This is a genomic window from Sodalis ligni, assembly GCF_016865525.2.
GTDB lineage: Bacteria > Pseudomonadota > Gammaproteobacteria > Enterobacterales > Enterobacteriaceae > Acerihabitans > Acerihabitans ligni.
Map to the genome: position 1 here is coordinate 4,042,568 of NZ_CP075169.1, position 26,377 is coordinate 4,068,944.

The following is a 26,377-nucleotide window of genomic DNA, read 5'->3' on the forward strand; positions in this document are numbered from 1 at the left end:
GGCCCGCTGCGGTAAGTGGCTACCGGCGTTAGGCGGTGGCCTTGGCGCTACGGCGCGGGCGGCTGGCGTAAACGTAGCAGAGCATGGCGGTCAGGGTGCAGAACGCCATGGAGATGACCATTGGCCAGGCGCTGTTGAAGGTTGCCAGCGACAGAACCGCGCCGACGACGGCGCCTACGCCGAAACGCAGGGTGCCGGCCAGGGAGGAAGCGGTACCGGCCATATGGGGGAAATCATCCAGAATCACCGCCATGCCGTTGGAGGTCACCATCGCCACGCAGCCGACAAAGACCGCTACCCCGATGACCAGCGGCAAGAAGCCCAGGTTGAAAGCGCACACGATAACCATCCAGATGCCCATCAGCAGTTGGATAAGCAGCCCGAGCCGGAACATCCGCTGCGCGCCGAAGCGTCCTACGCTGCGGCTGTTTATCAGCGTCATGATAAACAGGAACACCACGTTCAGGGCGAAGTAGTAGCCGAAATGCTGCGGCGAAACGCCGTTGATATTGATATAGACAAAAGGGCCGGCACTGAGAAACGAGAACAGGCCGGCAAACGAGAAGCCGCTGGCCAGCATATAGCAAAAAACCCGTTTGTGACGGAACAGCGCGCCGAAATTGCCTATGGTGGTGCGCAGGTGAAATTTCTGCCGCCGCTCCCGGGGCAGGGTTTCCCGGATATACAGCAGCACCAGCACGCTAGCCACCAGCGCCGCCAGGCTCATGATCCAGAAGATGGCATGCCAGTTGAACAGCAGCAGCAGGGCGCCACCGAGTAGCGGCGCCAGCAGGGGCGCCACCGTCATCACCAGCACCACAAACGACATCATGCGGGAAAAATCGTCTTTGGTGAACATATCGCGCATCAGAGCGTTGATCACCACGCTGGCGGCGGCGGCGGATAAGCCATGCAATAACCGCATGTAAATCAGCTGATCAACCGAGTGGGATAACGCGCAGGCTGCGGCGGCCAGGGCGAAACAAAAGGTGCCGAACAAAATAACCGGCTTGCGCCCCAGACTGTCCGCCAGCGGTCCGTAAAAAAGCTGGCCGACGGCGAATCCCAGGACATAAGCGCTAAGGGTCATTTGCACGCTGCCGTCGCTGACGCCGAACTCGGCGGCAATGGTGGGCATGGCCGGTAAATACATATCGATGGCCAGGGGCATCAGCATGGACAACAGACCGAGGATGACAATCAACCCGATATGGGATTTTTGTGACGCTTGCACGCTATACCACTCCTTTTGAGCCGCCCTGCCAGGCGGCAATTTTTACTTCTTCACCGGTGCGCCGATGCTGTCGATTTCTTCGCGGGTCAACGGGCGGTATTCTCCCGGCTGCAGGTTCTCATCCAGCACGATGGCGCCAATGCTCTCGCGATGCAGGGTCGCTACCCGGTTGCCGGTGGCGGCGAACATTCTTTTCACCTGGTGGTAGCGCCCTTCGCTGATGGTCAGCCGCACTTCCGTTTCCGACAGCGCTTCAAGCACCGCCGGACGGGTAGGCAGGGTTTCTCCATGCAGCATCACGCCCTCGGTTATCTGCCGCGCGGCGTCCCCGGAGAGAGGTTCCGCCAGCGTCACCCGGTAGGTTTTTTCGCAATGGTGCTTGGGAGAGGTAATCCGGTGGGACCATTGGCCGTCATCGGTCATCAGCACCAGTCCGGTGGTATCGATATCAAGGCGGCCGGCGGCATGCAATTTATCCGGCACCGGTTCATCCATAAAATAAAGCACGGTGGGATGATCCGGATCATCGGTGGAACAAACATAGCCTTGGGGCTTATGCAGCATGAAATAGCGGAGCCCGATGATTTGTTGCAGCGGGTTGCCGTCAAAACGCACTTCGTGTTGCGGCAGCAGTTGAAACGACCCTTGCTTGATGATTTCGCCGTCCACCGTAACCCGCTTCCCGCGGAGTTCCCGCAGCACCAGCGCACGGCTGATGCCTAAATGTTGAGATAGAAATTTGTCCAGTCGCATTAAGTCTGTTTTGCCTGTAATCTTTAAACGCCTGCCAATCCCACGGCCGAGCGCGTCGCCGCGTCCGGTATTCACCGGGATGCCGTGGAATTGAACAGAAAGGGCCGCATGGGCTAGAGATACATGGCAGTATAACGGGGCTTGGGTTCCAAGCCTAGCGAACAACGCCATCTATCCTTCATCTTTCAAGTTGAAGCGGTGTTGGCTGCGCTCGCTTATCCCAGTCACTTAGCTGTCTAAGCTCCTGGGATGATGAACCTCATCCCTGAGGTCCACCCTTCGGGCCAGCGCAAGCGCTATAACTCGAAAGCTATTAGGTACATTTATTATCACCATGAAATTGATGCGCAGTCATATTGATTTCGTTATGTTTTGCCTTACCTCGGGACAGCGTTTTTGATGTCGTTTACCCTTCGTCCTTATCAGCGGGAGGCGGTGGACGCCGCGGTTGATTATTTCCGCCATCATCATGAGCCGGCGGTGATTGTCCTCCCCACCGGCGCCGGCAAAAGCCTGGTCATCGCCGAACTGGCTCGATTGGCCCGCGGTCGTGTCCTGGTACTGGCCCACGTTAAAGAGTTGGTGGCGCAAAACCACGAAAAATACCGGGCGCTGGGGTTTGAGGCGGATATTTTCGCCGCCGGCTTAAAGCGGCGCGACAGCCAGGGCAAAGTGGTCTTCGGCAGCGTCCAGTCGGTTGCCCGCCACCTGCCGCTGTTCGATGGGGCCTTTTCGCTGCTGATCGTGGATGAATGCCATCGGTTAAGCGACGACGGCGACAGCCAGTACCGGCAGATTATCCAGCATCTGCGCCTGTCCCGTCCCGACCTGCGCATCCTGGGCCTGACGGCCACCCCGTTTCGCCTCGGTAAAGGCTGGATTTACCAGTACCACCACCACGGTATGGTGCGGGGTGATGAAAACTGTTTTTCCGCGAATGCATCTATGAACTGCCGCTGCACTATATGATTAAGCATGGCTTCCTGGTGCCGCCGGAACGCCTCGATATGCCGGTGCTGCAATACGATTTCAGCCGGCTCGCCCCGAGCCTGAACGGCTATTATGCCGAATCCGACCTGAACGGGAGCTGCACCGGCAGCGCCGGGTCACGCCGTTGATAGTCAACCAGATCCGACAATACGGCGCGGATAAACGCGGTGTGATGATTTTCGCCGCCACCGTCGAGCATGCCGGCGAGATTCTCTCCCTGTTGCCGCCGGATCAGGCGGCGTTGATTAGCGCCGAAACGCCCTTTGCCGAGCGCGATAGCCTGATTAACGCCTTCCGGCAACAGGCGCTGAGGTACGTGGTGAACGTCGCGGTGCTTACTACCGGCTTCGATGCCCCTCACGTGGATATGATAGCTATCCTGCGGCCCACCGAATCCGTCGGTCTCTATCAGCAAATAGTCGGTCGCGGCCTGCGGTTATATCCGGGTAAAAGCCGCTGCGTCATTCTGGACTATGCCGGTAACGGCCATGATCTGTTTTTTCCCGAAATCGGACAGCCCAAACCCCCCGGAGCCGGCAAACCGGTACAGGTGTTTTGCCCCCTGTGCGGCTTCGCCAACACCTTCTGGGGTAAAACCGCGCCGGACGGCGCCGTGATTGAGCACTACGGCCGGCGCTGCCAGGGTTGGCAGGAAAATGACGGCGGCGAACGGCGGCAGTGCGATTTCCGCTTCCGATTCAAAATTTGTCCCGAATGCGGCGCCGAAAACGACATTGCCGCCCGCCGCTGCCACCAGTGCGATCATCTGATGGTGGATCCCGATGATATGCTCAAAGCCGCCCTGCGGTTAAAAGATGCCATGGTGCTGCGCTGCAGCGGCATGTCGCTGGCGGTTGGCGGCGATGAGCACGGCGAATGGCTGCGGGTGACCTATCATGATGAAGACGGCGCCGAAGTGGACGAACGTTTTCGCCTCCCCCCCCCGCCGCAGCGGCGGCTGTTCGATTACCGGTTTTTGCGGCCGCACCAGAGGGCGCCGGGCGTTCCGCTGCCCTGGCGCACCGCGGCGGATATCTGCGCCGCCGCGCCGCTGCTACGCCACCCGGATTTTGTCGTCGCCCGCCGGCAGGGCCGTTTCTGGCGGATACGGGAAAAACTTTTTGACTACCAGGGCCGCTACCGACTGGCCCATGAGTTGCGTCCGTGACCGGGTTTTATTTGCCCCCGGGCGCATAATCCGGTAGAATTCCGCCCGCTTTACTCTAAAGCAAGACTATCCAGCCCGCTGCTGGGTCGCCTGTAGCGGGAATACTTGTCAGTATCGAGAATATAAATGCTAATTATTAATGCAGAAACGCGTAAAGAGCAGGGTAAGGGTGCGAGCCGCCGCCTGCGTATCGCCAACAAATTCCCCGCCATCGTGTATGGTGGCCCGGAAGCGCCGGTTGCCATTGAAATGGAACACGAAGTTGTCCTGAATACCCAGACCAAACCGGGTTTTTACAGCGATGTCCTATCGCTGGTCATCGACGGTAAAGAAACCCAGGTCAAGGTCCAGGCAGTGCAGCGTCATCCGTTCAAACCCAAGCTGACGCATATCGACTTTGTTCGCGTTTAATCGCGTGTAAGTGATACTACGTGCAAAAACGCCGCTGAATGAAGCGGCGTTTTTTTTGCTTTTGCGAAAATCACTCCGGCCGGTACCGGATAACAGATGCCCCCTTCCCTTGGCATCATGCTTAACCTAAACATGATGCCTAAACTCAATTAATTGCCGCCGCCCAGCCGACGCTGCAACTGATCGCGCAGATTCGGCGGCGTGCCCTTGATGGTCAGGGTATCGGTGGCGGGATCCCAGAAAATCCGTTCGCCCATCAGCGGCGCGTCAAAACTCAGGGTGATACCGCCGCCGCTGCCGGCATACTTGGTCAGCTGACGCAGCGTGCCGCGAGCGGCGGGAAAGCTCCCCCCCAGGGCATAACCCTCGCCGCTGGAGAACGCCTGGAAGGACTTATCACCCCCCGGCGGCAGGGCCTCGGATAATTCCACCAGCGCAATCTCTTCACCGGATTGCAACTGCTCTTTGCAGTAGCTGTATACCTGCTCGCGAACGGTTTGCCGCTCCTGTTTATCCAGTTGACCTTCGGCGCAGTATTCATCCACCGCCTGCAACAGGCCGCGATTTTGCGCCTTGGTATCCAGCCCTTCGGCGGCGCCCAGGAAATCCATGAAAAGTCCGACACCTTCCGCCCTACCCGCCCTTTCAAAAGGTCAGATAGCGGGTAGATGAGGGATTGGCCTCCCATTCGGTAAGATCAATGCGCGCCACTATATCCGCATGATTGATATCAAGATAATGGGTACTGCTGATATCCAGCTGTTCATTGACCCGCATACTGCTGCAACTGGAGAGAACCGCAATCAGCAGATATTCCACCGCCAGATAGCGGTATTGGCAAAACAGGACAATACCGCCCTCGGCAAACGGATACTTAGCCAGCTCATCACGCAGCCGGCCGGTGGCGGCCCGGGTGAAGGCCAGAAAGTCCTCATCGCCCCGGCGGCAATGGCGCAACGCCTCGGCCAGTTCGCTGCCGGCGTTGAACAGACCGTAGGCTTTGGTCTTGGCGCTGTAGACCCGATGCAGCTCCGCCATCATCTCATCCACCGCCGCGTTCGGCTGCAGCAGCGAATCCCGCAATATCAGCTCCAGCGTTTGCTCATCGCGTTTAATGAGTTGATGTAACGCAATCTGGTCAATATCCAGACTCATGATTTATTCTCCTTTTGGTGAGAGGCGTATTCAAACACCGAATTGCCTTCGGCCGCAACCGGTGTTGCAAAGGGCGACGGCACTCCGCGGGCTTAAGGCAGAAAAATGGGACCTAATTCCAGGCGCAAAGGTCGAGGTTTTACGGCACGGTGGATAAAAATGCGGAAAAAGAGGAGTTGATACGGTAAGATAGCGGGTTTTAAGAGCTTATGAAGATTATATTATGCCGCAAGCATCCCGTTACAGCGACGAGCAGATTGAGACATTATTAAACGAACTCTCGGCGGTGCTGGCAAAGCATCATACGCCGACGGATTTATCATTGATGGTTTTGGGTAATATGATTACCCATGTAATCAATACCAGCGTATCGCCGGAGCAACGGAAAACCCTGGCCCGCTCGTTTAGCGAGGCCTTGCTGTCTTCCATACGCGAACCCGACACGCATTAAACAGCTGCCTAAACTTCATATGGTGACAAATAGCCAGCGCTACCGTGACAAAGTTTCCCAAATGATCGGTTGGGGTCACTGGTTCGCACTCTTCAATATTCTGCTCAGCCTCGGGCTGGGCAGCCGCTATTTGCTTGTCGCCGACTGGCCGGGGTCGCTCGCCGGCCGCACCTATGCGTTTGTCAGCTGGCTCGGCCATTTCAGCTTCATCGGCTTCACGCTGTATTTGCTGGTAATCTTCCCGCTAACCTTTGTGGTTATGTCCCAGCGTCTGCTGCGGTTTTTATCGGCGATTATCGCCACCGCCGGCTTAACGCTACTGCTGGTGGATACGGAGGTCTTTACCCGCTTCCACCTGCATCTTAATCCGGTGGTCTGGGAATTGGTGGTCAACCCGGACGAAGGGGAACTGGCGCGTGACTGGCAGCTGATGTTTATCGGCATCCCGGTGATATTTCTTATGGAAATGCTGTACGCCACCTGGAGCTGGCAGAAATTACGCAGCCTCAACCGGCATAAAATCGGCAAGCCCATCGCCATCCTGCTGATCTGCGCTTTTTTCGCTTCCCATATCCTTTATATCTGGGCGGATGCCAACTTTTACCGCCCCATCACCATGCAGCGTTCCAATCTGCCCTTATCCTACCCCATGACCGCCCGCCGTTTCCTGGAACGCCATGGTTTGCTGGACGCGCAGGAGTATGAACGCCGCCTGGTGCGACAAGGAAATCCCGAAGCGGTGGCGGTGGAGTATCCGCTCAGTCCCTTAAAATTCCAAAAGACCGGCAGCGGCTTCAACCTGCTGATCATCACCACCGGCGCATTGCGCGACGATACCCTGGCGCAGCGGATGCCGGCGCTAAAGCAGTTTGCCGATGAAAACGCATTTTTCGCCAACCATTTCAGCACCGGCAATCGTTCCGATACCGGACTGTTCGGCCTGTTCTACGGTATATCCTCTTCTTATCTTGACGGGATTCTGGCATCGCGCAAAACCTCGGTATTGCTGGATGCCCTTGGCAAACAGGGCTATCAGTTAAGCCTGTTCTCGTCCAACGGTTTCAGCAGTCCGTTAGACCGGCAGGCGCTGCTTACCGATTTCAGCCTGCCGGAGCCGGTAGGACAGTCCGACGGGCAGACCGCCCAGCAATGGCAGAAATGGCGTTCGGCCTATACCGGCGCGGCGCCCTGGTTCTCCTTTGTCGAGTTCAACGGTACCGATATCAACGCCGGCCAAGATAATACGCCGGCCCTGGCCCGCCAATACCAGCAGAGCGCGCAGCGCCTTGACGGCTACATTGGACAAATCCTCGCAACGCTGCGGGAGAAAGGCGACCTGGAGCATACCGTAGTTATCATCACCGCCACCAACGGCCTGGAGCTGAACGATGCCGGTAACGGGCATTGGGAGGCCGGTACCCGGCTTAACCGCGTCCAGCTGCAGGTTCCCCTGGTTGTCCACTGGCCGGGCACCCCGCCGCAGCGCATCGAGAAACTGACCAATCATAATGACGTCACCGCAACCTTGATGCAGCGTTTACTGCACAGCACCACCGATCCCAGCGATTACACCCAGGGCGAAGACCTGTTCGCCCCGCAGCGGCATAACGATTGGGTGGCCAGCGGTGATAACGGTACGCTGGTCATCAACACGCCGACCCAGACCATTGTGTTGCAAAGCGACGGCGATTACCGCACCTATGACCTGAAAGGTGAACGGATCCGCCATGCGAAACCACAGTTAGCGCTGCTGTTGCAGGTGCTGACAGACGAAAAACGCTTTATTGCCAACTAACCGCTTAAATCTAACGCAGTCAATTCAATGGGCTATTGCAATCGACGCAGGAAAAGGTAGTATAGGCCCCCATGAAGTCGGCATGTAGCGCAGCATGGTAGCGCACCGTCATGGGGTGTCGGGGGTCGGAGGTTCGAATCCTCTCATGCCGACCAATCCATCCCAAGAAAACCAACCTGTTAGGGTTGGTTTTTTTATGTTTGAATTTAGGCAGTAAGAGCATTCAACCTTAGTAATTTAGCTCCAAAATAAATTATGTTAATGATTCCTAACAATATAAACAATCAACAATATGTGATCGATTTTCGCATTGTAAAACAAGGTTTCATCTTTTTGGATCGAGTCTTACAGCAGAATGGAGTGATTTGGTTAAGTACTTGCCCACAATAGCCCCATCTAAAAAATAAAAAAAAACAAACATAATGCATGTGCATGCCCTCCGCTATATAGCATGGGATACTCAACTAGATTTTGATAAAAATATTTGTTCGCATTCGGAAAAGGCATATATTGAATCGCTTGCAATGATGAAACTCTATACCAGTGAGCAAAATCTGTGCAGGTTATGGGTTCCATTCGAATTTAAGGAAACTCTCCCCAAACGCAGAGATATTATATATGATAATCGGGTCGTCACAAAATTGGTCGGCATTTCTCATTAGCAACAAATATAAGTCAGAGCCGTTACACATTCGTTGAAAGCTTTATTTATATTAGCGGGTAAATACGCGTCATTTTAGGACGCAAGCCAACTCTCACCAAAATGATAGGAAAGGATTATTAGCAGGACTTTATTCATTTTTCGACCACATTATGTCTTAAGAGGAATTAAAAGCATGGAAAATCCCTATTGACCTCTAGATATTTATTGCGTGATTGTATATAATGGAACTACTTTTAAAAAGTGACAAAAGTTATGCAACCCACTAAAAAGCAAGGATAGATGGTCCTGACATTCTAAGAGGATTTGCAGCAATATCAGTTATTGTTGTGCATCTCATAGCATCGTCTGGAATAAATTATGGTCATTTTATTACATTAATTGGACAAAAATTCACCGCGAGCGTGACTCTTTTTGCAATCAGCGCATTTTCAATCGCCTATTCATACAATGAGAATTTGATAAATAAGGTGGATTTCAAAATTTCTTTATAAAAGATTTTTAGACTTGCTCCGCTTTTTATGTTGCCCTTATTGTAGAAGGCATCATAATTTTTCATGCTTTTAACCACCTTCCTACATTATTTGAAGTATTAATGTCCGGTACTTTTTATTTAACCTGGTGCCAAAATGCAAAATGGCATAGTATGGGCAGGTTGGTCGTTAAGTATTGAATGGATATTTTATTTACTCTACCCGATAATATTCATAATTTGCAACAATAAAAGACAGTCTTATTTATCTGGATAATTTGTATTTTCATTTCAACCAGCACCGCAAAGGTTAGTGCTGAACCCATTGAAATTTATATGAATATACTCAATCATATGGTCTTCTTTGTTTCAGGAATAGCTGTTTATCTTTTCCTCCCGAAATCAAAAGTTAAAAGAGTTGCTGCGTAAATATGCAAGCACTGTTTCAGGATTGATCCTCGCTTCTTCATTTGTACTTCTCATCTATTGCTTTAGCCAGAATGGCTATCCAATAAATATTTATTTTTTATTCTTTGCTATGGATATTCATGATCTCTGCCTCAATTTTAGGTATTCCTTCAATAATTAACACTAAATTTACACGATTCCTGGGTAAGGCTAGTTATAGTATATATCTCATGCACAGTATAGTTTTATACCTATTAGAAGCGTCAAGATTTTATAAGATAATTGATAATTTAAATATTATATCACCTGTGAAATTTATTATTTCACTGCTTATAACAGCAGGCGTGACGGTTATGGTCTCTTATACCACCTACAAATTCATTGAGGAGCCAGGTATAAATTTTGGCAGAAAATTCTTAATCAGAAAAACTTGAACGATGGCTCTTTAAGCCGAAGTCCGACATAAATCAAGTCCCGACTACGGAGTTTCGCTTGTTTACCTTTAGATATTTTGACGCTAATACTTTATTATCGTCATGAAAATAGTTGCATTCAAGGCAATTGACATTTAATAAATATAGAAATAAATAAGGAGTACGATGATATTACGTGGAAAGCCGTGGCTTATGGAAGAACCAGCTCCCAAAGTTATGCTGCGTATCCACTGAACCCAAAATGCATTAGTTCTTTTAAATTTCCAAGTAATTAATGAAAATTTATTCTAAAATAATGAGAGATCTATCACTGCAAATTGAGCTAAAAGTGCATACTTTAAATAAATAACGAAATTTTAAAATAACGCTACCTTTTGCTTTTATTTCCTTGCAAAGGCTCTTTTATGACTAGAACAACCAAACCCTTTTCTCCACTACCGCGGAAATGGTCTGTCTGCTGCGGGCTAAATCCTTTAATGAAAAAAGAGAATTCTATAAAAGCGATGACTATATCTCTGTTTTGATAAGCCATCAGCTCAACTCTTTTTTATCAATACTGCATAAATCTTTTGTATTGGGATTTGACGATTTCAACCCCATGCTGCCGGCCGGGATTTACGAATATATCGTCGCCAGAACCCGTTTTATTGACGATTTATTCGCTACACTGCCGCCAGAGACCACTCATGTCTTTATTTTAGGGGCAGGCTATGATTCCAGGGCGTTTCGTTTTCAAGCGCAATTAAAACACTGCCTGGTGTATGAGTGCGATCATCCCGATATGCAGGCCAGCAAACGGCATCTGTTGGAAAAAAGTGATATCGACTATCCGCCGAACGCCAGCTTCGTTCCCCTGGATTTTTCCGACGGCTCTTTTGCCAAGTGGATACAGCATCTCGATCTGTCGTCGAAAGACCGCTGTTTTTTTCTGTTGGAGGGGTTGCTGATGTATCTTGCCCCGCCACAAGTGGATCACATTTTCAACGCCATCGGCCAGCTTAAGGCCGGGCAATGCCGGGTATTTTTCGATTATGCTTATGCAGCGCTTACCAGAGAAGAATCCGGAGGTTATCATGAGGCCCAATGCATCGCCGAGGTAAAGACCGTAGGAGAACCCTGGAAATTCGGTATTGAACAAGGCGCGCTGGCTGAATTTTTACAGACATACCGATTAACCGTATTGGAAGAACTGACATCAAGGGAAATTGAGCGTAGCAAGTTCACCGATGAAAACGGCAAATGCCATGGCGCCGTTATGGACTCCATGGCCTGGGTGCTTGCCGAAGGCATAAAAAGAACATAATGCCCCCCTGGCCCGCTTACCCTGTCACGCTAAGTCCAGTGGCGGGACGCTCCAACGGACCCTGAATAATGCCTGCCGCTCTTCACTTCCCAGGGGGCCAGCCAAAGCGTGATTATCAGCACTTATTGACAAAATGCCTTCGCCGTCACAGCCTAAATCGTGAATCCACGCCATGATTAAAGCAGGGAACGGAGGTGACATATGCTGCGAACCAACGACATCGCCTTTCTGGCCGCACTGGTTTTGGTCATTATCGGCTTTGTGACATTTATGTACGCATGACCGAAAGACATGCCGCACGACGGTAGGCTAACCTTTTCGGTGCGATGACAGAGAAGCGCACCGACAACCTTTGCTGTACTCCCTCTTTCGAGGAGGTAAGTAGCCGATGCGCTTTTCTGAGGAAAAAAGCCCCATCAATGAACGGGGCTTAAGTAAAGGGATTATCCTTTCCGGCGCTTATCTCCGGCGCTCTTGATTGCGTTCAAGGCGGTAGCTCTGTGAAGGATGGAATCATATTAAGATTATTCTGAATAAAAGTCAGTGATAATTATCACACTTCCGCATTGCCTTTCATCGGGATGCTTTAGCGCATTATGTCCATTAGGGAAATCACTTTCGTACTCAAGGTACCGTTGTTGCGATAGCCCCTTTGATTAGGCTTTTATTGCGATCCTAATGCTATTGCGCGTTACCGCATTGACGCCAGACCGCTTTTTCTCATACTTGTTATCCTAATATTTATCTTTTTTGCCTGATTATCTACGTAAATGTAACATTTGTGTACGTCATTCTTTATAGATAGCGTAACGACCAAAGCGTTTTATGACGTCCTAGACCTTCACTAAAATGGTATATATGCGTATGAACAACTCCTCTTCCATTCACTCAGGCACCTTTTGCGATCGGCGCCACAGCGCTCGTCAACCCACCCCTATCAACGCCCCGCATGCGTTCAGCTCGGCAACCAATTCATCGATACCCCTGTCCGGCGCTTCGCAGACATCCATTAACTCTTCGCATATGCCTTCCCCACCGCCTGCCGGCGATGAGCAAGCACGCCCCCTCACAACCCAGCCGGTTAGGCATTTCTTCCAGCTGTATAAAGCGGCTCCATCGATGAACCTGGCGTCGGATTCCCAACCCGCCGCAGATCAACCGGATCGCCAGGCATTGTCAAAAGGTCCGACTGCCCCTAAATGGCCCCGGTCCGGCACCACTTCGCAACAGGCTGAAAAACGGTAACGGGTCTCGCGAAGGCAATCATGTCAATGGGTAAAAATGCCTCGCCACGCAGGCCCGCAGCTGAGGTGGCCGGTTGCAACTCCTGTCGGCTTAATACACTATGCTTTACCGTTATTATTATCTTGAGCGACCTGGAGAACGAAAATGACACAACAAAAACCAGTATGGTTCATTACCGGCTGTTCAACCGGATTCGGCCGCGAGCTGGCGGATCTTACCCTGTCGTTGGGCTATCCCACCGTGGTGACGGCGCGTAATCCCGATCAGGTGCAGGATGTGGTCGCCGGCCATGAGGAAAGTGCCCTGGTGCTGAAGCTGGACGTGACGCAGCAGGATCAGATTGACGAAGCCGTCAGCGCCGCGCTGAAACATTTTGGCCGGATCGACGTCTTGGTGAATAACGCCGGCATCGGCTATTTCGGTTCGTTTGAAGAGAGCCGGATGGAAGACGTACACCGGATGTTCGATATCAACGTCTGGGGCCTGACCGCCATGAGCCGGGCGGTATTGCCGACCCTGCGCAAGCAGCGCGGCGGGACGATAGTGAATATCTCCTCCATCGGCGGCATCACCACTTTCCCGTCGCTGAGTTTTTACCACGCCACCAAATTCGCGGTGGAAGCGCTTTCCGAATCGCTGTCGCAGGAAGTGGCGCCGCTGGGCATCCATGTTCTGATCGTCGAGCCCGGTCCTTTCCGGACCGATTGGGCCGGCCGGTCGGCCAGCGAAGCGCCGCAAACCATTGCCGATTATGCCGAGACCGCCCATAGCAGGGCGCGGGCAAGCCGCGGCGGCAGCGGTAAGCAGATGGGGGATCCGAAACGCGCCGCGAAAGCCATTGTGAAGGCGGTGGAAGCCAAACAACCGCCGCTGCGGTTGCTGCTGGGTAAACCGGCTTTAGAGAACGCCTATAAAAAAATCCAGCTGCTGCAGCGGGATTTTGACGGCTGGGCCGAGGTCACCAAAGGCGCGGATTTTCCGCCGGAAGCATAAGCTAAATCTCCGGCCCGTCCCGCAGCGGGCCGATCCTTAAGAGTCATACCCGATGGCTATGTAATATAACCGAACAGTATTTACCGCCTTTTGATATTACCCGCTAAGATAAATTCTCATTCTGATAAAACGGTCCTGGCCCATGTCTGGCGAACTTGCTGAAAAACTCATCTATTGTCGACGCGAACTGCATACCCATCCTGAGCTCTCAAACCAGGAATTCGCCACCACGGAAAAAATTACCCGCTGGTTACAGGAGGCGGGGATCCGTATATTGCCGCTGGGACTGACCACCGGGGTCGTGGCGGAAATCGGGCCGACAACCGGCCCCATTATCGCGTTGCGGGCCGATATCGATGCGTTGCCGATCCAGGAGATTTCCGGCGTGCCGTTCAGCTCGCGCCATGACGGGGTGATGCATGCCTGCGGCCATGATGTTCATACCTCGGTGATGCTCGGCGCGGCGTTGCTGCTAAAAGAGCGGGAGGCGACATTGCCCGGTACGGTGCGGATTTTCTTCCAGCCGGCGGAGGAGAACTTCAACGGCGCCTGCCATTTGATTGAGGCCGGAGCATTGGCCAACGTCTCAGCGGTATTCGGTATGCACAACGCCCCGGAATTGCCGGTGGGCACCTTTGCCACCCGCAGCGGCGCTTTTTATGCGCATATCGACCGTTTTCAAATCACGGTGACCGGCAAAGGCGCCCATGCGGCCAAACCCGAGCAGGGTATCGACACCATCGTCACCGCCAGTCAAATTGTCAATGCGCTGCAAACCCTGCCCAGCCGCAATTTCAGCTCACTTGAATCCCTGGTGGTCAGCGTGACGCGAATCCAGGGCGGCAACACGTGGAATGTTTTGCCGCAAACGGTGGAGCTGGAGGGCACGGTCCGCACCCATAATACGAAAATTCGCGAGCGGGTGCCGGATATCCTCAACCGGGTCATCGGCGGCGTCGCCAGCTCCATGGGCGCCGAAGCGGTCCTCAACTGGTTCCCCGGACCGCCGGCGGTGGTCAATACCGCCTATTGGGCGCAGTTCAGCCAGCAGGTGGCCGCCGAGGCGGGCTATCAGGTGCAGGAAGCGGAATTGCAGATGGGCGGCGAAGATTTCTCACTGTATTTGCAGCAGGTGCCGGGCACCTTTGTCAGCATAGGGTCGGCCAGTGAATTCGGTCTGCACCATCCCCGTTTCAATCCTTCCGAACAGTTGATTTATCCGGCGGCGGCCTATTTCGCCCGCCTGGCGGATCGGGCGCTGACGGCGTTGATATCGCAGCCGGCCGCCCATCAGCAGGCCGCACCGGTGGCGTAAGCAAACCGCAGGCCCGGCAACGCCGGGCATCTTTAACCTCAGATTTGATAGTCCAACGCCGGCTCGCTGCTATAGGGCGCCAGGATCTGTTCTTCTATTTCGGTCAGGGTCAGCTGCGGATTGCACAGCTGGATAAAGCGCCAGGCGTATTTACGCTGCAACTGGCCGCGTTTGACGCCCAGCCAGACGGTATTGGCTTCAAACAGGTGTTCGGCATTAAGACTTACCAGTCCGGTATCACGTTCGCGGTTGTAGGACATATCCGCCAGCAGGCCCACCCCCAAACCCAGCTCGACGTAGGTTTTAATCACATCGGAATCCTGGGCGCTCAATACCACTTCCGGCTTGAGTCCGGCGGCCTGGAAGGCGATATCCAGCCGGGAACGACCGGTAATACCGCGCCGGTAGGTGACCAACGGGAATTGGCTCAAGGTTTCCAGCGTAATGTCCGCTTCTTTGGTCAGGGGATGCCCCTCAGGCACCAGGATCGTATGATGCCAGCGATAATAAGGAAACGCCGCCAATTGCTCCTCGCTCATCAGCTTTTCACTGGCAATGCCCACATCCGCTTCACCGGATTGCAGCATGGCGACAATCTCCTCCGGACTGCCTTGGTTCAGCACCAGCCGGACCCGGGGATAAAGCTCGCGGAATTCTTTAATAACCGCCGGCAAGCTATAACGCGCCTGGGTATGAGTCGTCACGATGGATAATTCGCCGGAGTCTTTATTGGCGAAAACATCCGCAATGCGGCGAATATTATTGGCATCGCTAAGGATGCGTTCCGCCACCGTCAACAAGGCTTTGCCCGGCTCGGTCATACCGATTAAGCGCTTACCGCGGCGGATAAAAATTTCCACCCCCAGCTCTTCTTCCAACTCGCGAATATGACGGCTGACACCGGATTGGGAGGTAAATAACATACTGGCCACATCGGTCAGATTATAATTGCACCGGGCCGATTCCCGAATTATGCGTAGCTGTTGAAAGTTCACCCGCCGCCCCTCCGTTATCTTAAATTTAACTATATTCATACCGGGGAAGCGATAAAGGGACAAATAAGAAAAATAGGTAACTTATAGTTTTTTATACTAAGGGAAAATTAAAATTTCCATTAGGGAGCTATTTAATTAAAACATGCTATATTTCAAGCAATTAAAATCCGCATCAGCAGGAAAGAAAAAAGAATTTCATCCGCCAGCGTTTAACCCTAAAGAATAAGCCAAAACTTATCTAAGCTTTTGCCAATTTTGTCTTAACACCGAATACTCAAACCCTGTTAAACAAAACCACTGAAGCCCGCGATCGTTATGACATAAACCGTCCATGCCAAAGGGAACGCGTGTTAAAGGGAAACCGTGCTGATGGGGCCGAAGCGGGCGTGCTTTTCCCGCCCGCCGGAGCGCCCCACAGCGCGGTAAGCCCGCTATCACCGTAGCATGAACCGTCCATACGAAAGGGAATGCGTGTTAAAGGGAAACCGCGCTGATGGGGCCGAAGCGGGCGTGCTTTTCCCGCCCGCCGGAGCGCCCCACAGCGCGGTAAGCCCGCTATCACCGTAGCATGAACCGTCCATACGAAAGGGAATGCGTGTTAAAGGGAAATCGTGCTGATGGGGCCGAAGCGGGCGTGGTTTTCCCGCCCGCCGGAGCGCCCCACAGCGCGGTAAGCCCGCTATCACCGTAACATGAACCGTCCATACAAAAGGGAATGCGTGTTAAAGGGAAACCGCGCCGGCACCATCCCGGTAGGCCACCCACAAACGCACCGCGGCTTGGGCCAGAGCGCGGGTAGGATCAATACTGAGCTGTTGCAAAGGGGAACCAATAGCCGCCAGCGCCGGCGGCACCTCGGTACAGGCCAAAACCAATCGCTCGGCCCCCCGCGCTATCAGCGCCTGCGCCAGCAAGGACAACAACTCGCCGCCCCGCCGCAATTCACCACGCTTCACCGCATAACAGCCGGGTACGAACCAATCGGTCATCTCCTGCGGCAGCGGCTCCAGCGTAGCAATCCCCATATCCGCAAATCTCTGCTGGAACAAACCGGCATCAAGGGTGCCCTGAGTGGCAATCAACCCCACCCGCGCCACCGCCCCCTGCGTCAGGCTCGCCACCGTGGCGTCGGCAATATGCACTATGGGCGCCGCGCTGGCCTCGGCCAACTGCGGATACCAGAAATGAGCGGTATTACAAGGTATCAGGATATGGCTGGCGCCCGCCCGGTTAAGCTGCGCCAGCGCCGGCAGCAAATCCGGCAGCGGCGACGGCCCGGTTCCGGCCAACGCCCGCTGTCGGTCCGCGATTTGCGGCACGCTCCAGGCCACCCCCGGCGCGTGCTCCTGATCCCGCCGCGCCGGGGTCTCCTCGATGATTTTCTGCAACAGATCGACGGTAGCCAAAGGCCCCATACCGCCCAGCACACCCAACAGGAATCCGCTCATATCAGCCTATTGTTCCAGTACCTGGCGATAGCCGAACAGCCCGGCCGAACCGCCGGTATGGATAAACACCACGTTTTCATCTTTGCCGAATTGACCTTTGCGGATCAAATCGATAAGACCGGCCATGCCTTTACCGGTATAAACCGGATCGAGCAAAATGCCTTCCAGCTGCGCCAACAAGCGCAGGGCTTCCAGGGTGCCTTCGGTGGGCAATCCGTAGCCTTCCCCCACGTAGTCGCTATTGACGCTGACCTGTTCGCGGGGCAATTCACCGCGGGCGCCGAGCAGTTGCCAGGTGGCCCGTGCCAGCGCATAAACATTCTCTTCCTGCTTGGCCTTAGGCGCACGGACGCTGATGCCCAATACCGGTATGCCGCTGTTGCTGGCGTTCAAACCCGCCACCAGACCGGCCTGGGTCCCGGTGCTGCCGGTGGCGTGCACCACCCGATCGATGCGCAGCCGCTGCTGGCTGGACTGATACAGCAGCTCTTCGGCACAGGCCACATAACCCAGGGCGCCGATGGGGTTGGAACCGCCGCCCGGGATAACATAAGGGGTATGGCCCTGTTCACGCAGGGTTGACGCCAACCGTTCCATGGCCTGCTGCATATCGGTGCCGGCCGGCAGGTGATCAACGATAACGCCGCCCAGCAGGTTATCCAGCAGCACGTTGCCGGAGCGTTGATAGTCCTCACCGAACCGCTCTACCCGTTTTTCCAGCAGTATCTGGGTTTTCAGGCCGATTTTCGCCGCGCCGGCAATAGTCTGGCGCACATGGTTGGATTGGGTGGCGCCCTGGGTTATTACCACATCGGCGCCTTGCTGCAGCGCATCGGCCAGCAGGAACTCCAGTTTGCGCGTTTTGTTGCCGCCGGTGGCAAGGCCGGTGCTGTCGTCACGTTTGATATACAGGTTGGGGCCGCCGAGATAGCGGCTCAGATTGGGCAACGCCTCCAAAGGCGTCGGGAACTGTCCAAGGGAAAGTCGGGGAAAACGGGCCAGATGCATAATCTTATTGTCCTGATAAAGGGGTGAAATAAATTCTCATTCGTCGGTTGGGATTAATGGCCGGCCGGTATGTCCGCCAGCGCCGCCAATTGTCGCCAACTGGTGTCGTCGACCTCAATCCCCAGCGCCAGCCGCTGTTGATATTTTTCATGTTCCGCATCGCCGGGCAGCAAAAGCGAGGCATCATCGCGGGAACTGCGGACCCAGTCCAGCAATTCGGCGATCTCCTGTTGATAATTCGCCGCCCCGCCCAGCTTGTGGGGATCGATCAAAATCGACAGCATACTATTCAGTATACGTTGCGTATCGCGGTTATCATGCCTCTCGGTCAGGCCGCCGGTCAAGGCCGCTCCCAGCAATGAGCACACGACCGACAGGCCGGAACCTTTATGCTTGCCGAACGGCAGCAATGCGCCGAAAGGTTCTTCCATCAGCCAGCGCGGATCAACGGCGGGCCGGCCCTGGTCATCCACAATACAACCGGGCGCCAACTCCTGACCGGCGTTCCAGGCGATGCGGGCTTTATTGCCGGCGATAATACTGGTGGCGAAATCCAGGACCAACGGATGACTGGCCCCGTCCACCGGTATGCCGACGCAGAACGGGTTGGTTCCCAGCCGCGGCTTCTGCCCTTGCCACGGCATCACCGGCGAGCGGCTGTTGACGTTGGCGAAATGAATGGAGACCAGCCCGGCTTTGGCCGCTTGCTCCGCCCAGGCGCCGATCCGGCCGAGATGATGGGCGTTGGCCAGCCCCACTACAGCTACGCCGTACTGTTTAGCCCGTTCGATGCCCTGCGCCATGGCCTGGCGGCCTACCACCTGTCCAAAACCCTGCCCACCGTCAAAGGAGAGCAATGCCCCGGCGTCAAGGGTGAGCACAGCGTCGGCATGGGGATGCAATCCCCCTTCCCTAATGGCGGCGATATAGCGCGGCAGCATGCTGACACCGTGGGAATCATGTCCTTTTAAACAGGCTTCCACCAAATTATCCGCCACCTGAGTGGCGATGTCGTGATCCACCTGAATATCCGTCAGGCGGGCGGTCAGAAACTCCCGCAAAAATTGGTGCTGAAAAATGGGCACAAGTTTTACTCCGATGATTAAGGCTAATTAGGCCATATCTAATAACCGAAGAACTTTAATGCCGAAGAACTTTCCGCCAAAAGACAATAAGCTGCTAAGGATAGTTAAATTAATGCTAAGCAGCGATCGCTTTCGCACAAATTACCCTTAGCTAAAATATCGCTAAGTAAATCCAAATATTATCTAAGAATTTACTTCTAATTTATTCCAAAAAACACTTTAGGAAGAAGTACCATTGGACTTTATGATGGGCCAAACAGATCTTCTTTATCTTAGGAAAAATCGATGAATTCACTTTTTAAACGAGCCGGCCTTGTCGTCGCGCTCGGTTTATCATTGGGTACGATAAATGCCCACGCTGAAGGGACCATTAGCATTGCGCAGCAGTTCGGTATCGGTTATCTGATTTTGGATGTGGTGCAGGATCAGCATCTGATTGAAAAATACGGTAAGCAGGAAGGGCTGGATATCAAGGTGGACTGGCACAGCATTTCCGGCGCCACCGCCATGAACGAGGCGCTGCTGACCGGTTCGCTGGATGTGGTGAGCGCCGGGGTACCGCCGGCCCTGACGGTATGGGATCGAACCCGCGGTAAGCAAAATGTCAAAGCTATCGCCTCTCTCGGTTCCATGCCCAACTATTTGCTCAGCAATAATCCGGCGGTGAAAAGCATCAAGGACTTGACCGATAAGGATCGTATCGCCGTACCGGCGGCGGGCGTGGGTTTTCAATCGCGGACCCTGCAAATTGAAACCGCCCGTATTTATGGGAACGCGGATTATAAACGCTTTGATAATATCACGCTCAGTCTGCCTCATCCGGATGCCACCGCCGCCCTTATCTCCGGCGGCTCCGAAATCACCGCGCATTTTTCCAGTCCCCCGTTCCAATATCAGGCGCTGGAGCATCCCAATATTCATAAGATCCTGAGCTCTTATGATGTTCTGGGCGGTAAAGGCACCTTCAATCTGCTTTATACCACTGAAAAATTCCATGACGCCAACCCGAAGACATACAAAGCCTTTTTGATGCGTTGGCGGAAGCCGCAGAATTTATCAAGGCAAATAAACATGAGGCGGCCGAAACCTATATTCGGGTAGAGAAATCCCATTTGCCGCTGGAGCTTATTGAGAAAATCATCAGCGACCCGGAAAATGACTTCACTATCACGCCGCAAAAGACTTTTGTTTACGCTGATAAATTACATGAATTAGGCGTTCTGAAAAATCAGGCCGGTTCCTGGAAGGATTACTTTTTCCCTGAAGCCTACGCGCTGCCCGGCAGCTGATTTTTCGCTTTTAACGGTTACAGGACCTGCATAATGGCACATAACGTTCAGCACATCCCGGCGGCGCCGTTGCTTCGGGTCGACGCATTGAATCTTGAATACCATACCCATCAGCGGGTAATTCGCGCCACGCATAATGTCGGCTTTGAGGTGTTTGCCGCAGACAGGTTTGTGCTGCTGGGCCCTTCCGGCTGCGGCAAATCCAGCCTGCTGAAAGCCATAGGCGGCTTTCTACCGGCGGTAAGCGGGCGAATCGAACTGGAGGGCCAGAGCGTTACCCAGCCCGGACCGGACCGTTTAATGGTATTTCAGGAGTTCGATCAGTTGCCCCCCTGGAAAACCGTGCTGGAGAACGTGATGTTCCCGCTGTTGGCCAGCGGCAAGGCGCACCGTGCCGAAGCCCGGGAACATGCGCGCTATTTTCTGGATAAAGTCGGCCTGTCGGCTTTCGCCGATGCCTATCCCCATACCTTATCCGGCGGCATGAAACAGCGGGTGGCCATTGCGCGCGCGTTGGCGATGCAGCCGAAGGTGCTGCTGATGGATGAGCCTTTCGCCGCGCTGGACGCACTGACCCGGCGCAAAATGCAGGAAGAGCTGCTGGCTCTGTGGGAAGAGGTGCGTTTTACCCTGCTGTTCGTTACTCATTCCATTGAAGAGGCCTTGGTGGTGGGCAGCCGGATTTTGTTGCTGTCCCCCCATCCCGGCCGGGTCAGAGCGGAAATCAACAGCCATCAGTATGGCATTAATGATTTCGGCAGCAGCGACTTCCAGCAGACAGCGCAGCGGATCCATGAGCTGTTGTTCAGCGATCCGGAAAGCGGCCCCGCAACGGCCCCTGCCGAGACGGCCAAACCCCGTTTCAAGGTCGTGGGTAAATGACCGGACCGCATGGGAGAAAATAGTATGAGTATTCAGCCGCCGGTCCGTCCGGAATATATTTATGATCTGCCTCCCCTGTGGAAAATGACCCTGGTAAAACCCTTGCCGTTGATGACGCGTCTGTGGAACCAGGCCTGGCTGCGCAAGTCGGTGATCATCCTGGTGTTGATACTGCTCTGGGAAGGGGCGGCGCGTTGGCAAAACAACGACCTGTTATTGCCGGGATTCATCCAGACCCTGAAGGCCTTTATGCAGGACATGGCCAGCGGGGAACTGCCGACCAAAATAGGCTTTTCACTGGGCACGCTTATCAAGGGCTATATCATCGGTACCGTGCTGGCGCTGGTGCTGAGCTCGCTGGCGGTATCGACCCGCATCGGCCGCGATCTGCTGAGCACCCTGACCTCAATGTTCAATCCGCTGCCCGCCATTGCCCTGCTGCCGTTATCGCTATTGTGGTTCGGCCTGGGGGAAAATAGTCTGATTTTTGTGCTGGTGCATTCGGTGATGTGGCCCATGGCGCTGAATACCTATGCCGGTTTCCTCGGGGTGTCCGATACGCTGCGCATGACCGGCAGAAATTACGGGCTGCGCGGGTTGCGCTACGTTTGGTACATTCTGATCCCCGCCGCCCTGCCTTCTATTCTCTCCGGCCTGAAAATCGGCTGGGCATTCGCCTGGCGGACCCTTATCGCCGCTGAACTGGTATTCGGCGCCTCCAGCGGTAAAGGGGGATTGGGCTGGTATATCTTCCAAAACCGCAACGAACTTTTTACCGACCGGGTATTTGCCGGTCTGATATCGGTCATCATTATCGGGCTGTTGGTGGAAGGACTGATATTTACCACCCTCGAACGGGTGACGGTAAAACGCTGGGGTATGCAGAAATAATTTTAAGAGAGGCAAAGCGTGATTGTCGTTAAAGCACCGCAAAATTACCTGAACGAGCCGGGGCTTATCGCCCGTATCGGCGATTATGTCGCGCCTATCAGCCGCGACAAGGTCATGATTATCACCAGCCCCAAGGCGTGGCTGGCGACGCAACGGGCCGTGGAGGCAAGCTTCGCCCCCCATGGTATCCAGTATCAGCGCTACTTCCTGCAGGGCGAATGTACCGCGGCGACTATCGCCGCCTTTACTGAACAGGCGGCGGCCGAGGATATCAGGCTTATCATCGGCATCGGCGGCGGGAAAGTGCTGGACACGGCAAAAGGAATAGCGGAATCCGGCGGACGTTTGCCGCTGATTACCGTGCCTACCGTTGCCGCTACTTGCGCCGCCTGGTCGCCGATTTCGGTACTTTATACCGAGGCCGGCGCGCACCTGAACTCCATGCCGCTGCAACGCACCCCTGAATGGGTGCTGGTAGACAGTCAAATCATCGCCCAAACGCCGGTTCGTTATCTGAAAGCCGGCATCGTGGATGCCCTGGCGAAATGGTATGAGTTCGAACCCTATCTGCGCCAGGATGACAGCAGTCTTTCCTTGATATTAAAGGCCCAGGCCGCGAAGCTGGCGCTGGACATATTCGAACAGCTTGGCGAACAGGCCGTCGCCGACAACCAGGCCCGCCAGGTTACACCGGCATTAATAAAAGTGGTGGATGCCGTTATTGCCCTGGCCGGCATGGCCAATAGCATGCGTGATGAAATCACGCGTATCGGCGTCGCACATGGGATTCACAACAGCATCACCCGTCAGCCCGACCTGCATGGATTCCTGCATGGCGAACTGGTGGGCTTTGGATTAGTAATACAATCCTTGCTGGATACCACCGGCTCGCCGTCGCGGGCGCGGTTATTAAATTTACTGAAAGCGTTTTCAACGCCGTTAACGCTGCGCGAGCTGGGCGTTACCGAATCGGTGGCGCGCCGCGCCGCGCAAATCGCCCAGGGCGTGCAGATTGCCCCGGCCATTGCCGCCCGCCTGCCCTTCGCGCTGAACGCCGAACGAATAGAGCAGGCGTTGCTTAGTGCTGCCGGGGATGACTCAGCGGATGAGAGCCCGGCCTGTGACAAGGAAAACGTCGTCCCGGCGTTGACTGAAAGACCATTGCAACCGCAAGCCGCTTACTCCAGTGGCAAATAATCGTTAGTGTAATACTGTGCGGGCGGTAACGCCTGCTTCACGATGCCCAGCCCGGTAATCGCAGTGATGAGTTCGCTCCAGGCGCGATCGTTAAGTTTTAGCTGCTCGCTGTCCGGTTTACCCAGCACCGCCATGGTATCCTGCCATTGCCGTTTAACAAAATCGGCATCGAAGGACTTGCTGTATTGCGCGGCAAACGCGGCGACGGCCTCATCCGGATGGGCGATGGCATAACGTATGCTCCTGCTGGTGGCACGCATGAACGCCTTGGCCAGGGCCGGATTCTTATCCAGCCACTGCTGGTTGCCGGCGAACATAAAGATGGGAGTATCGGGCACGCCGTAGGCGGTGGCGGGCATAAAGACCGGCGTCTGCTTTCCAGTCACCGCCAGTTCGGTGCCCTCGGCGTTGGTAATGCCGGTGGTGGCGTCAACGCGGTTTTGCAGCAGCAGCGGTACGGTATCATCCGCGGCCGCCACCATCTGCACATCGTCCAGCGTCATGCCGGCGCTTTTCAAGACCAGTGAGAGCTGCGCTTTCGTCCAGGCATCGTTGTAGATGCCGATCTTTTTGCCCTTCAATTCGCTAACGGTAAGCGGATGCCCTTCCTGAGTGAAAATACCCCAGTTGTTGCCGATGCCATAACGTCCGATGGCAATAACCGGCGCACCCTGCTCCTTGGCGAAGATGATATCCATTACCGTGGTGAAGGCTACTTCAGCCCGGCCGGTGCCGAGAAATTTCATGGTATCGGCCACGGTGGGCGGCGCGACGATATTCAGATCAATACCCTCGTCAAGATAGAAACCCTTCGCTTTGCCCAGTGTCCAGGGTATCCAGAAACCATCCGCCACCGGCCACTCTTGCACAAAGGTGACTTTTACCGGTGCGGGTGCGCCCTGCGCCGACAGGGTAATAAACATTGAACTCAGCATTGCGCAGGCAGCAAAAGCCGCACCGGTAAACCATGCTCGTTTTTTCATGAGACGTTGCCTTGTACCGTTTTGGGGATTTTAATCATACCCAATTAAAGCTGGTATTCCTGAACAATGCGAGTGCTTATCCCCGCCATACTTCAAGTCTCATGTGTGTTGGCTTTATTACTCGGCTCATCCATGAGTCGCGCCCCGCGTCGGACGACCCGTTCCTCAGAACTGGTAGGTCATGCCCACGGCAACGATATTATCGTGGTGTATTCCGGCGGCACGGGAAAACGTATTCTCTCTCAACAGATTAATTTGATAATCGACATAGGCCAGCATGTTTTTGTTAAAGTTGTAGGAAGTGCTGATATCAATATATTTCCGCAGATCCCGGCTGCCGTAACCTTCGATGTCGTCTCCACGGGCCTGCACATAGGCCAGAGAGGGCTTTAAGCCTAAATCAAACGTATATTGCGCTACCAGTTCAATGTTTCGCGCTTTATTGGCAAATCCATGCACCGTTTTCTTGGTGTCGCCAAAACGCATCAGGTTATAACTCTGGGTATACATGGCCGCCAGATAAATCGCATCTTTTTCGAATTTCAACGCGCCGGAATAGGCATTGGCCCTGTCGCCACCGTGGCCATAGGCCAGATTCCGCTGTCCCAGGGTGCGATGGGCACTGCTAAAGGCACCGGCGGCGCTGATGCCCGCGCCGAAATCATAGGACAGCGACATGCCGTAACCGTCTCCGTTTGCCGCCATAACTTCGCGGCCCTCGCCTGCCTTACTGCTCTCCGGGTTCTTGCCCTGGTATTGGAGCGCGAAGTGAAGCCCCTCCGCAAGGCCGAAAAAATGCCGGTTGCGATAGGTGAGCATGCCGTTGCCGCGGTTGGACATCATATCGTCGACGCCGTAGGTATCGCCGCCGAGCTCCGGCAATACATCCGTCCAGGCAAGAACGTCGTACAGGACGCCAAAGTTACGGCCGTAGTCAAGGGAGCCGAATTTGCCGTATTTTAATCCGGCATAACCCAGCAGGGTCGAGCCTTGCTGGTCTTTTTCCTCTTCGGACTTATTCAGGTCCCCTTGGTACTTCCAGTGGCCATAGCCGGTCAGCTCGTCGCTTATTTGGGTTTCGCCGCGAAAACCCAAGCGCATGTAGGAGAGATCGCCATTCGCTTTCTCATTAGAGGAAAAATAATGCACGCCGACAACCGAACCGAAAAGATCTAATTTATTGCCATCACAATTGTATATTTCAGCGGCAGCGGCCACCCCTGAAATAAGCGCTGCCGGCGCCATGATTGAAATAAGTCGTAGTTTCATTATTACCTCTCTATAAATATTTTTGCCATTGCTTTAATAAACAGGTATTCCCCGGCATTATTTACCTGATTAAACCGGCCTCTGCGCACTGGTGCAAAGACTTGGCATCCTATTTATTAGTAGTAGATCTTCCTTTTGTCGACCAATCATAAAGATGAATTAAAGTGTTGATAAATAATAACTATTTATTTATCTTACACTTCGTTTTTATGGATAGCATATTTTTATATCAACTCAATATTATTGATCATTATGCTTTTTATTGGCTTAATCAGACGACAAAAAGGAGAATATTCTTTGAGGGATAGTAAACGGTCAAACCTAAACGCACAGGCAATGAGTTATTCATTTTGACGCCGGACATATTTAACTCGCCGGGCTGAGATTGTCTAACGTTCATCAGCACGCTCATAAATATTCATGGCGGCTCTATTTAAAGAGGGTATGGCTATTGGCGGGGAGATCTCGTTCTATAAAGGTTAATAAATGTTATGGCATTATTTAATATGATACAGATAAATTTTGCAGTGAGTTTCATTGGA

17 protein-coding genes, 1 tRNA gene and 3 pseudogenes are annotated in these 26,377 nt (G+C 53.8%); 12 read left to right on the plus strand and 9 right to left on the minus strand.

All coding sequences use genetic code 11. The annotated features are described in order from the left end of the window. Positions 1 to 28: 28 nt before the first annotated feature. Positions 29 to 1,177 (minus strand): Bcr/CflA family multidrug efflux MFS transporter, encoded by a 1,149-nt coding sequence (locus GTU79_RS18810; protein WP_420854193.1) that lies wholly within the window; start codon positions 1,175 to 1,177, stop codon positions 29 to 31. 99 nt (positions 1,178 to 1,276) lie between these two features. Continuing rightward, the gene (gene rsuA, locus GTU79_RS18815) at positions 1,277 to 1,987 is read right to left on the minus strand and encodes a 16S rRNA pseudouridine(516) synthase RsuA (RefSeq protein ID WP_203523454.1); all 711 of its coding nucleotides are present in this window, start codon (positions 1,985 to 1,987) and stop codon (positions 1,277 to 1,279) included. A gap of 399 nt (positions 1,988 to 2,386) precedes the next feature. On the opposite strand from rsuA, the pseudogene radD reads away from it, so the two are divergent. Beyond that, a pseudogene (radD, locus tag GTU79_RS18820) lies at positions 2,387 to 4,145 on the plus strand (DNA repair helicase RadD). A gap of 126 nt (positions 4,146 to 4,271) precedes the next feature. Next, positions 4,272 to 4,556: a 50S ribosomal protein L25 gene (gene rplY / locus GTU79_RS18825; protein ID WP_132927341.1), complete on the plus strand. Its 285-nt coding sequence runs from the start codon at positions 4,272 to 4,274 to the stop codon at positions 4,554 to 4,556. Between the two features lie 149 nt (positions 4,557 to 4,705). Here the strand turns inward: rplY and yejK are convergent. After that, positions 4,706 to 5,711: pseudogene (gene yejK / locus GTU79_RS18830) on the minus strand (nucleoid-associated protein YejK). 223 nt (positions 5,712 to 5,934) lie between these two features. Here yejK and GTU79_RS18835 point away from each other — a divergent pair. The 6 genes from GTU79_RS18835 (at position 5,935) to GTU79_RS18860 (ending at position 14,788) form a co-directional block, all read left to right on the plus strand. Beyond that, positions 5,935 to 6,162, plus strand: a complete 228-nt coding sequence (locus GTU79_RS18835; protein ID WP_132927338.1) for a YejL family protein — start codon at positions 5,935 to 5,937, stop codon at positions 6,160 to 6,162. A 19-nt stretch (positions 6,163 to 6,181) separates the two neighbouring features. Continuing rightward, positions 6,182 to 7,957: an LPS biosynthesis-modulating metalloenzyme YejM gene (gene yejM, locus GTU79_RS18840; protein WP_203523456.1), complete on the plus strand. Its 1,776-nt coding sequence runs from the start codon at positions 6,182 to 6,184 to the stop codon at positions 7,955 to 7,957. Between the two features lie 78 nt (positions 7,958 to 8,035). Continuing rightward, positions 8,036 to 8,112 (plus strand) — tRNA-Pro (locus tag GTU79_RS18845). Between the two features lie 2,265 nt (positions 8,113 to 10,377). Beyond that, positions 10,378 to 11,235, plus strand: coding sequence for a class I SAM-dependent methyltransferase (locus tag GTU79_RS18850; RefSeq protein WP_214513259.1), 858 nt, complete (start codon positions 10,378 to 10,380; stop codon positions 11,233 to 11,235). A 1,389-nt stretch (positions 11,236 to 12,624) separates the two neighbouring features. After that, a complete protein-coding gene (locus tag GTU79_RS18855; RefSeq protein ID WP_203523460.1) occupies positions 12,625 to 13,473 on the plus strand; it encodes an oxidoreductase in 849 nt (282 codons plus the stop codon). Between the two features lie 142 nt (positions 13,474 to 13,615). Beyond that, entirely contained in the window at positions 13,616 to 14,788 is a 1,173-nt protein-coding gene (locus GTU79_RS18860; RefSeq protein WP_203523461.1) for an amidohydrolase, read from the plus strand. Positions 14,789 to 14,826: 38 nt separating this feature from the next. Here the strand turns inward: GTU79_RS18860 and cbl are convergent, their stop codons facing one another. From cbl to GTU79_RS18880, 4 genes are all read right to left on the minus strand, one after another. After that, complete coding sequence (cbl, locus tag GTU79_RS18865) at positions 14,827 to 15,783, minus strand: HTH-type transcriptional regulator Cbl (protein WP_203523462.1); 957 nt, start codon at positions 15,781 to 15,783, stop codon at positions 14,827 to 14,829. Between the two features lie 722 nt (positions 15,784 to 16,505). Further along, positions 16,506 to 17,231, minus strand: a complete 726-nt coding sequence (gene cuyB / locus GTU79_RS18870; protein ID WP_214513260.1) for a cysteate racemase — start codon at positions 17,229 to 17,231, stop codon at positions 16,506 to 16,508. A 6-nt stretch (positions 17,232 to 17,237) separates the two neighbouring features. After that, positions 17,238 to 18,239, minus strand: coding sequence for a D-cysteate sulfo-lyase (gene cuyA, locus GTU79_RS18875; protein ID WP_132927324.1), 1,002 nt, complete (start codon positions 18,237 to 18,239; stop codon positions 17,238 to 17,240). 53 nt (positions 18,240 to 18,292) lie between these two features. After that, the gene (locus tag GTU79_RS18880; protein WP_132927322.1) at positions 18,293 to 19,324 is read right to left on the minus strand and encodes a malate/lactate/ureidoglycolate dehydrogenase; all 1,032 of its coding nucleotides are present in this window, start codon (positions 19,322 to 19,324) and stop codon (positions 18,293 to 18,295) included. A gap of 285 nt (positions 19,325 to 19,609) precedes the next feature. On the opposite strand from GTU79_RS18880, the pseudogene GTU79_RS18885 reads away from it, so the two are divergent. The 4 genes and pseudogenes from GTU79_RS18885 (at position 19,610) to GTU79_RS18900 (ending at position 23,583) form a co-directional block, all read left to right on the plus strand. Next, a pseudogene (locus GTU79_RS18885) lies at positions 19,610 to 20,613 on the plus strand (ABC transporter substrate-binding protein). A gap of 33 nt (positions 20,614 to 20,646) precedes the next feature. After that, positions 20,647 to 21,495 (plus strand): ABC transporter ATP-binding protein, encoded by an 849-nt coding sequence (locus GTU79_RS18890; protein WP_132927318.1) that lies wholly within the window; start codon positions 20,647 to 20,649, stop codon positions 21,493 to 21,495. A gap of 24 nt (positions 21,496 to 21,519) precedes the next feature. Beyond that, on the plus strand, positions 21,520 to 22,386 hold the full coding sequence (locus tag GTU79_RS18895) for an ABC transporter permease (protein ID WP_214513261.1): 867 nt from the start codon (positions 21,520 to 21,522) through the stop codon (positions 22,384 to 22,386). A gap of 18 nt (positions 22,387 to 22,404) precedes the next feature. After that, complete coding sequence (locus GTU79_RS18900) at positions 22,405 to 23,583, plus strand: iron-containing alcohol dehydrogenase family protein (protein WP_203523465.1); 1,179 nt, start codon at positions 22,405 to 22,407, stop codon at positions 23,581 to 23,583. On the opposite strand, the gene GTU79_RS18905 is transcribed toward GTU79_RS18900, so the two are convergent. Together GTU79_RS18905 and ompC are read right to left on the minus strand one after the other, a co-directional pair. Continuing rightward, on the minus strand, positions 23,565 to 24,566 hold the full coding sequence (locus GTU79_RS18905; protein ID WP_203523466.1) for an ABC transporter substrate-binding protein: 1,002 nt from the start codon (positions 24,564 to 24,566) through the stop codon (positions 23,565 to 23,567). The genes GTU79_RS18900 and GTU79_RS18905 overlap by 19 nt on opposite strands. A 165-nt stretch (positions 24,567 to 24,731) precedes the next feature. Continuing rightward, entirely contained in the window at positions 24,732 to 25,835 is a 1,104-nt protein-coding gene (gene ompC / locus GTU79_RS18910; RefSeq protein ID WP_132927310.1) for a porin OmpC, read from the minus strand. Positions 25,836 to 26,377: the final 542 nt, after the last annotated feature.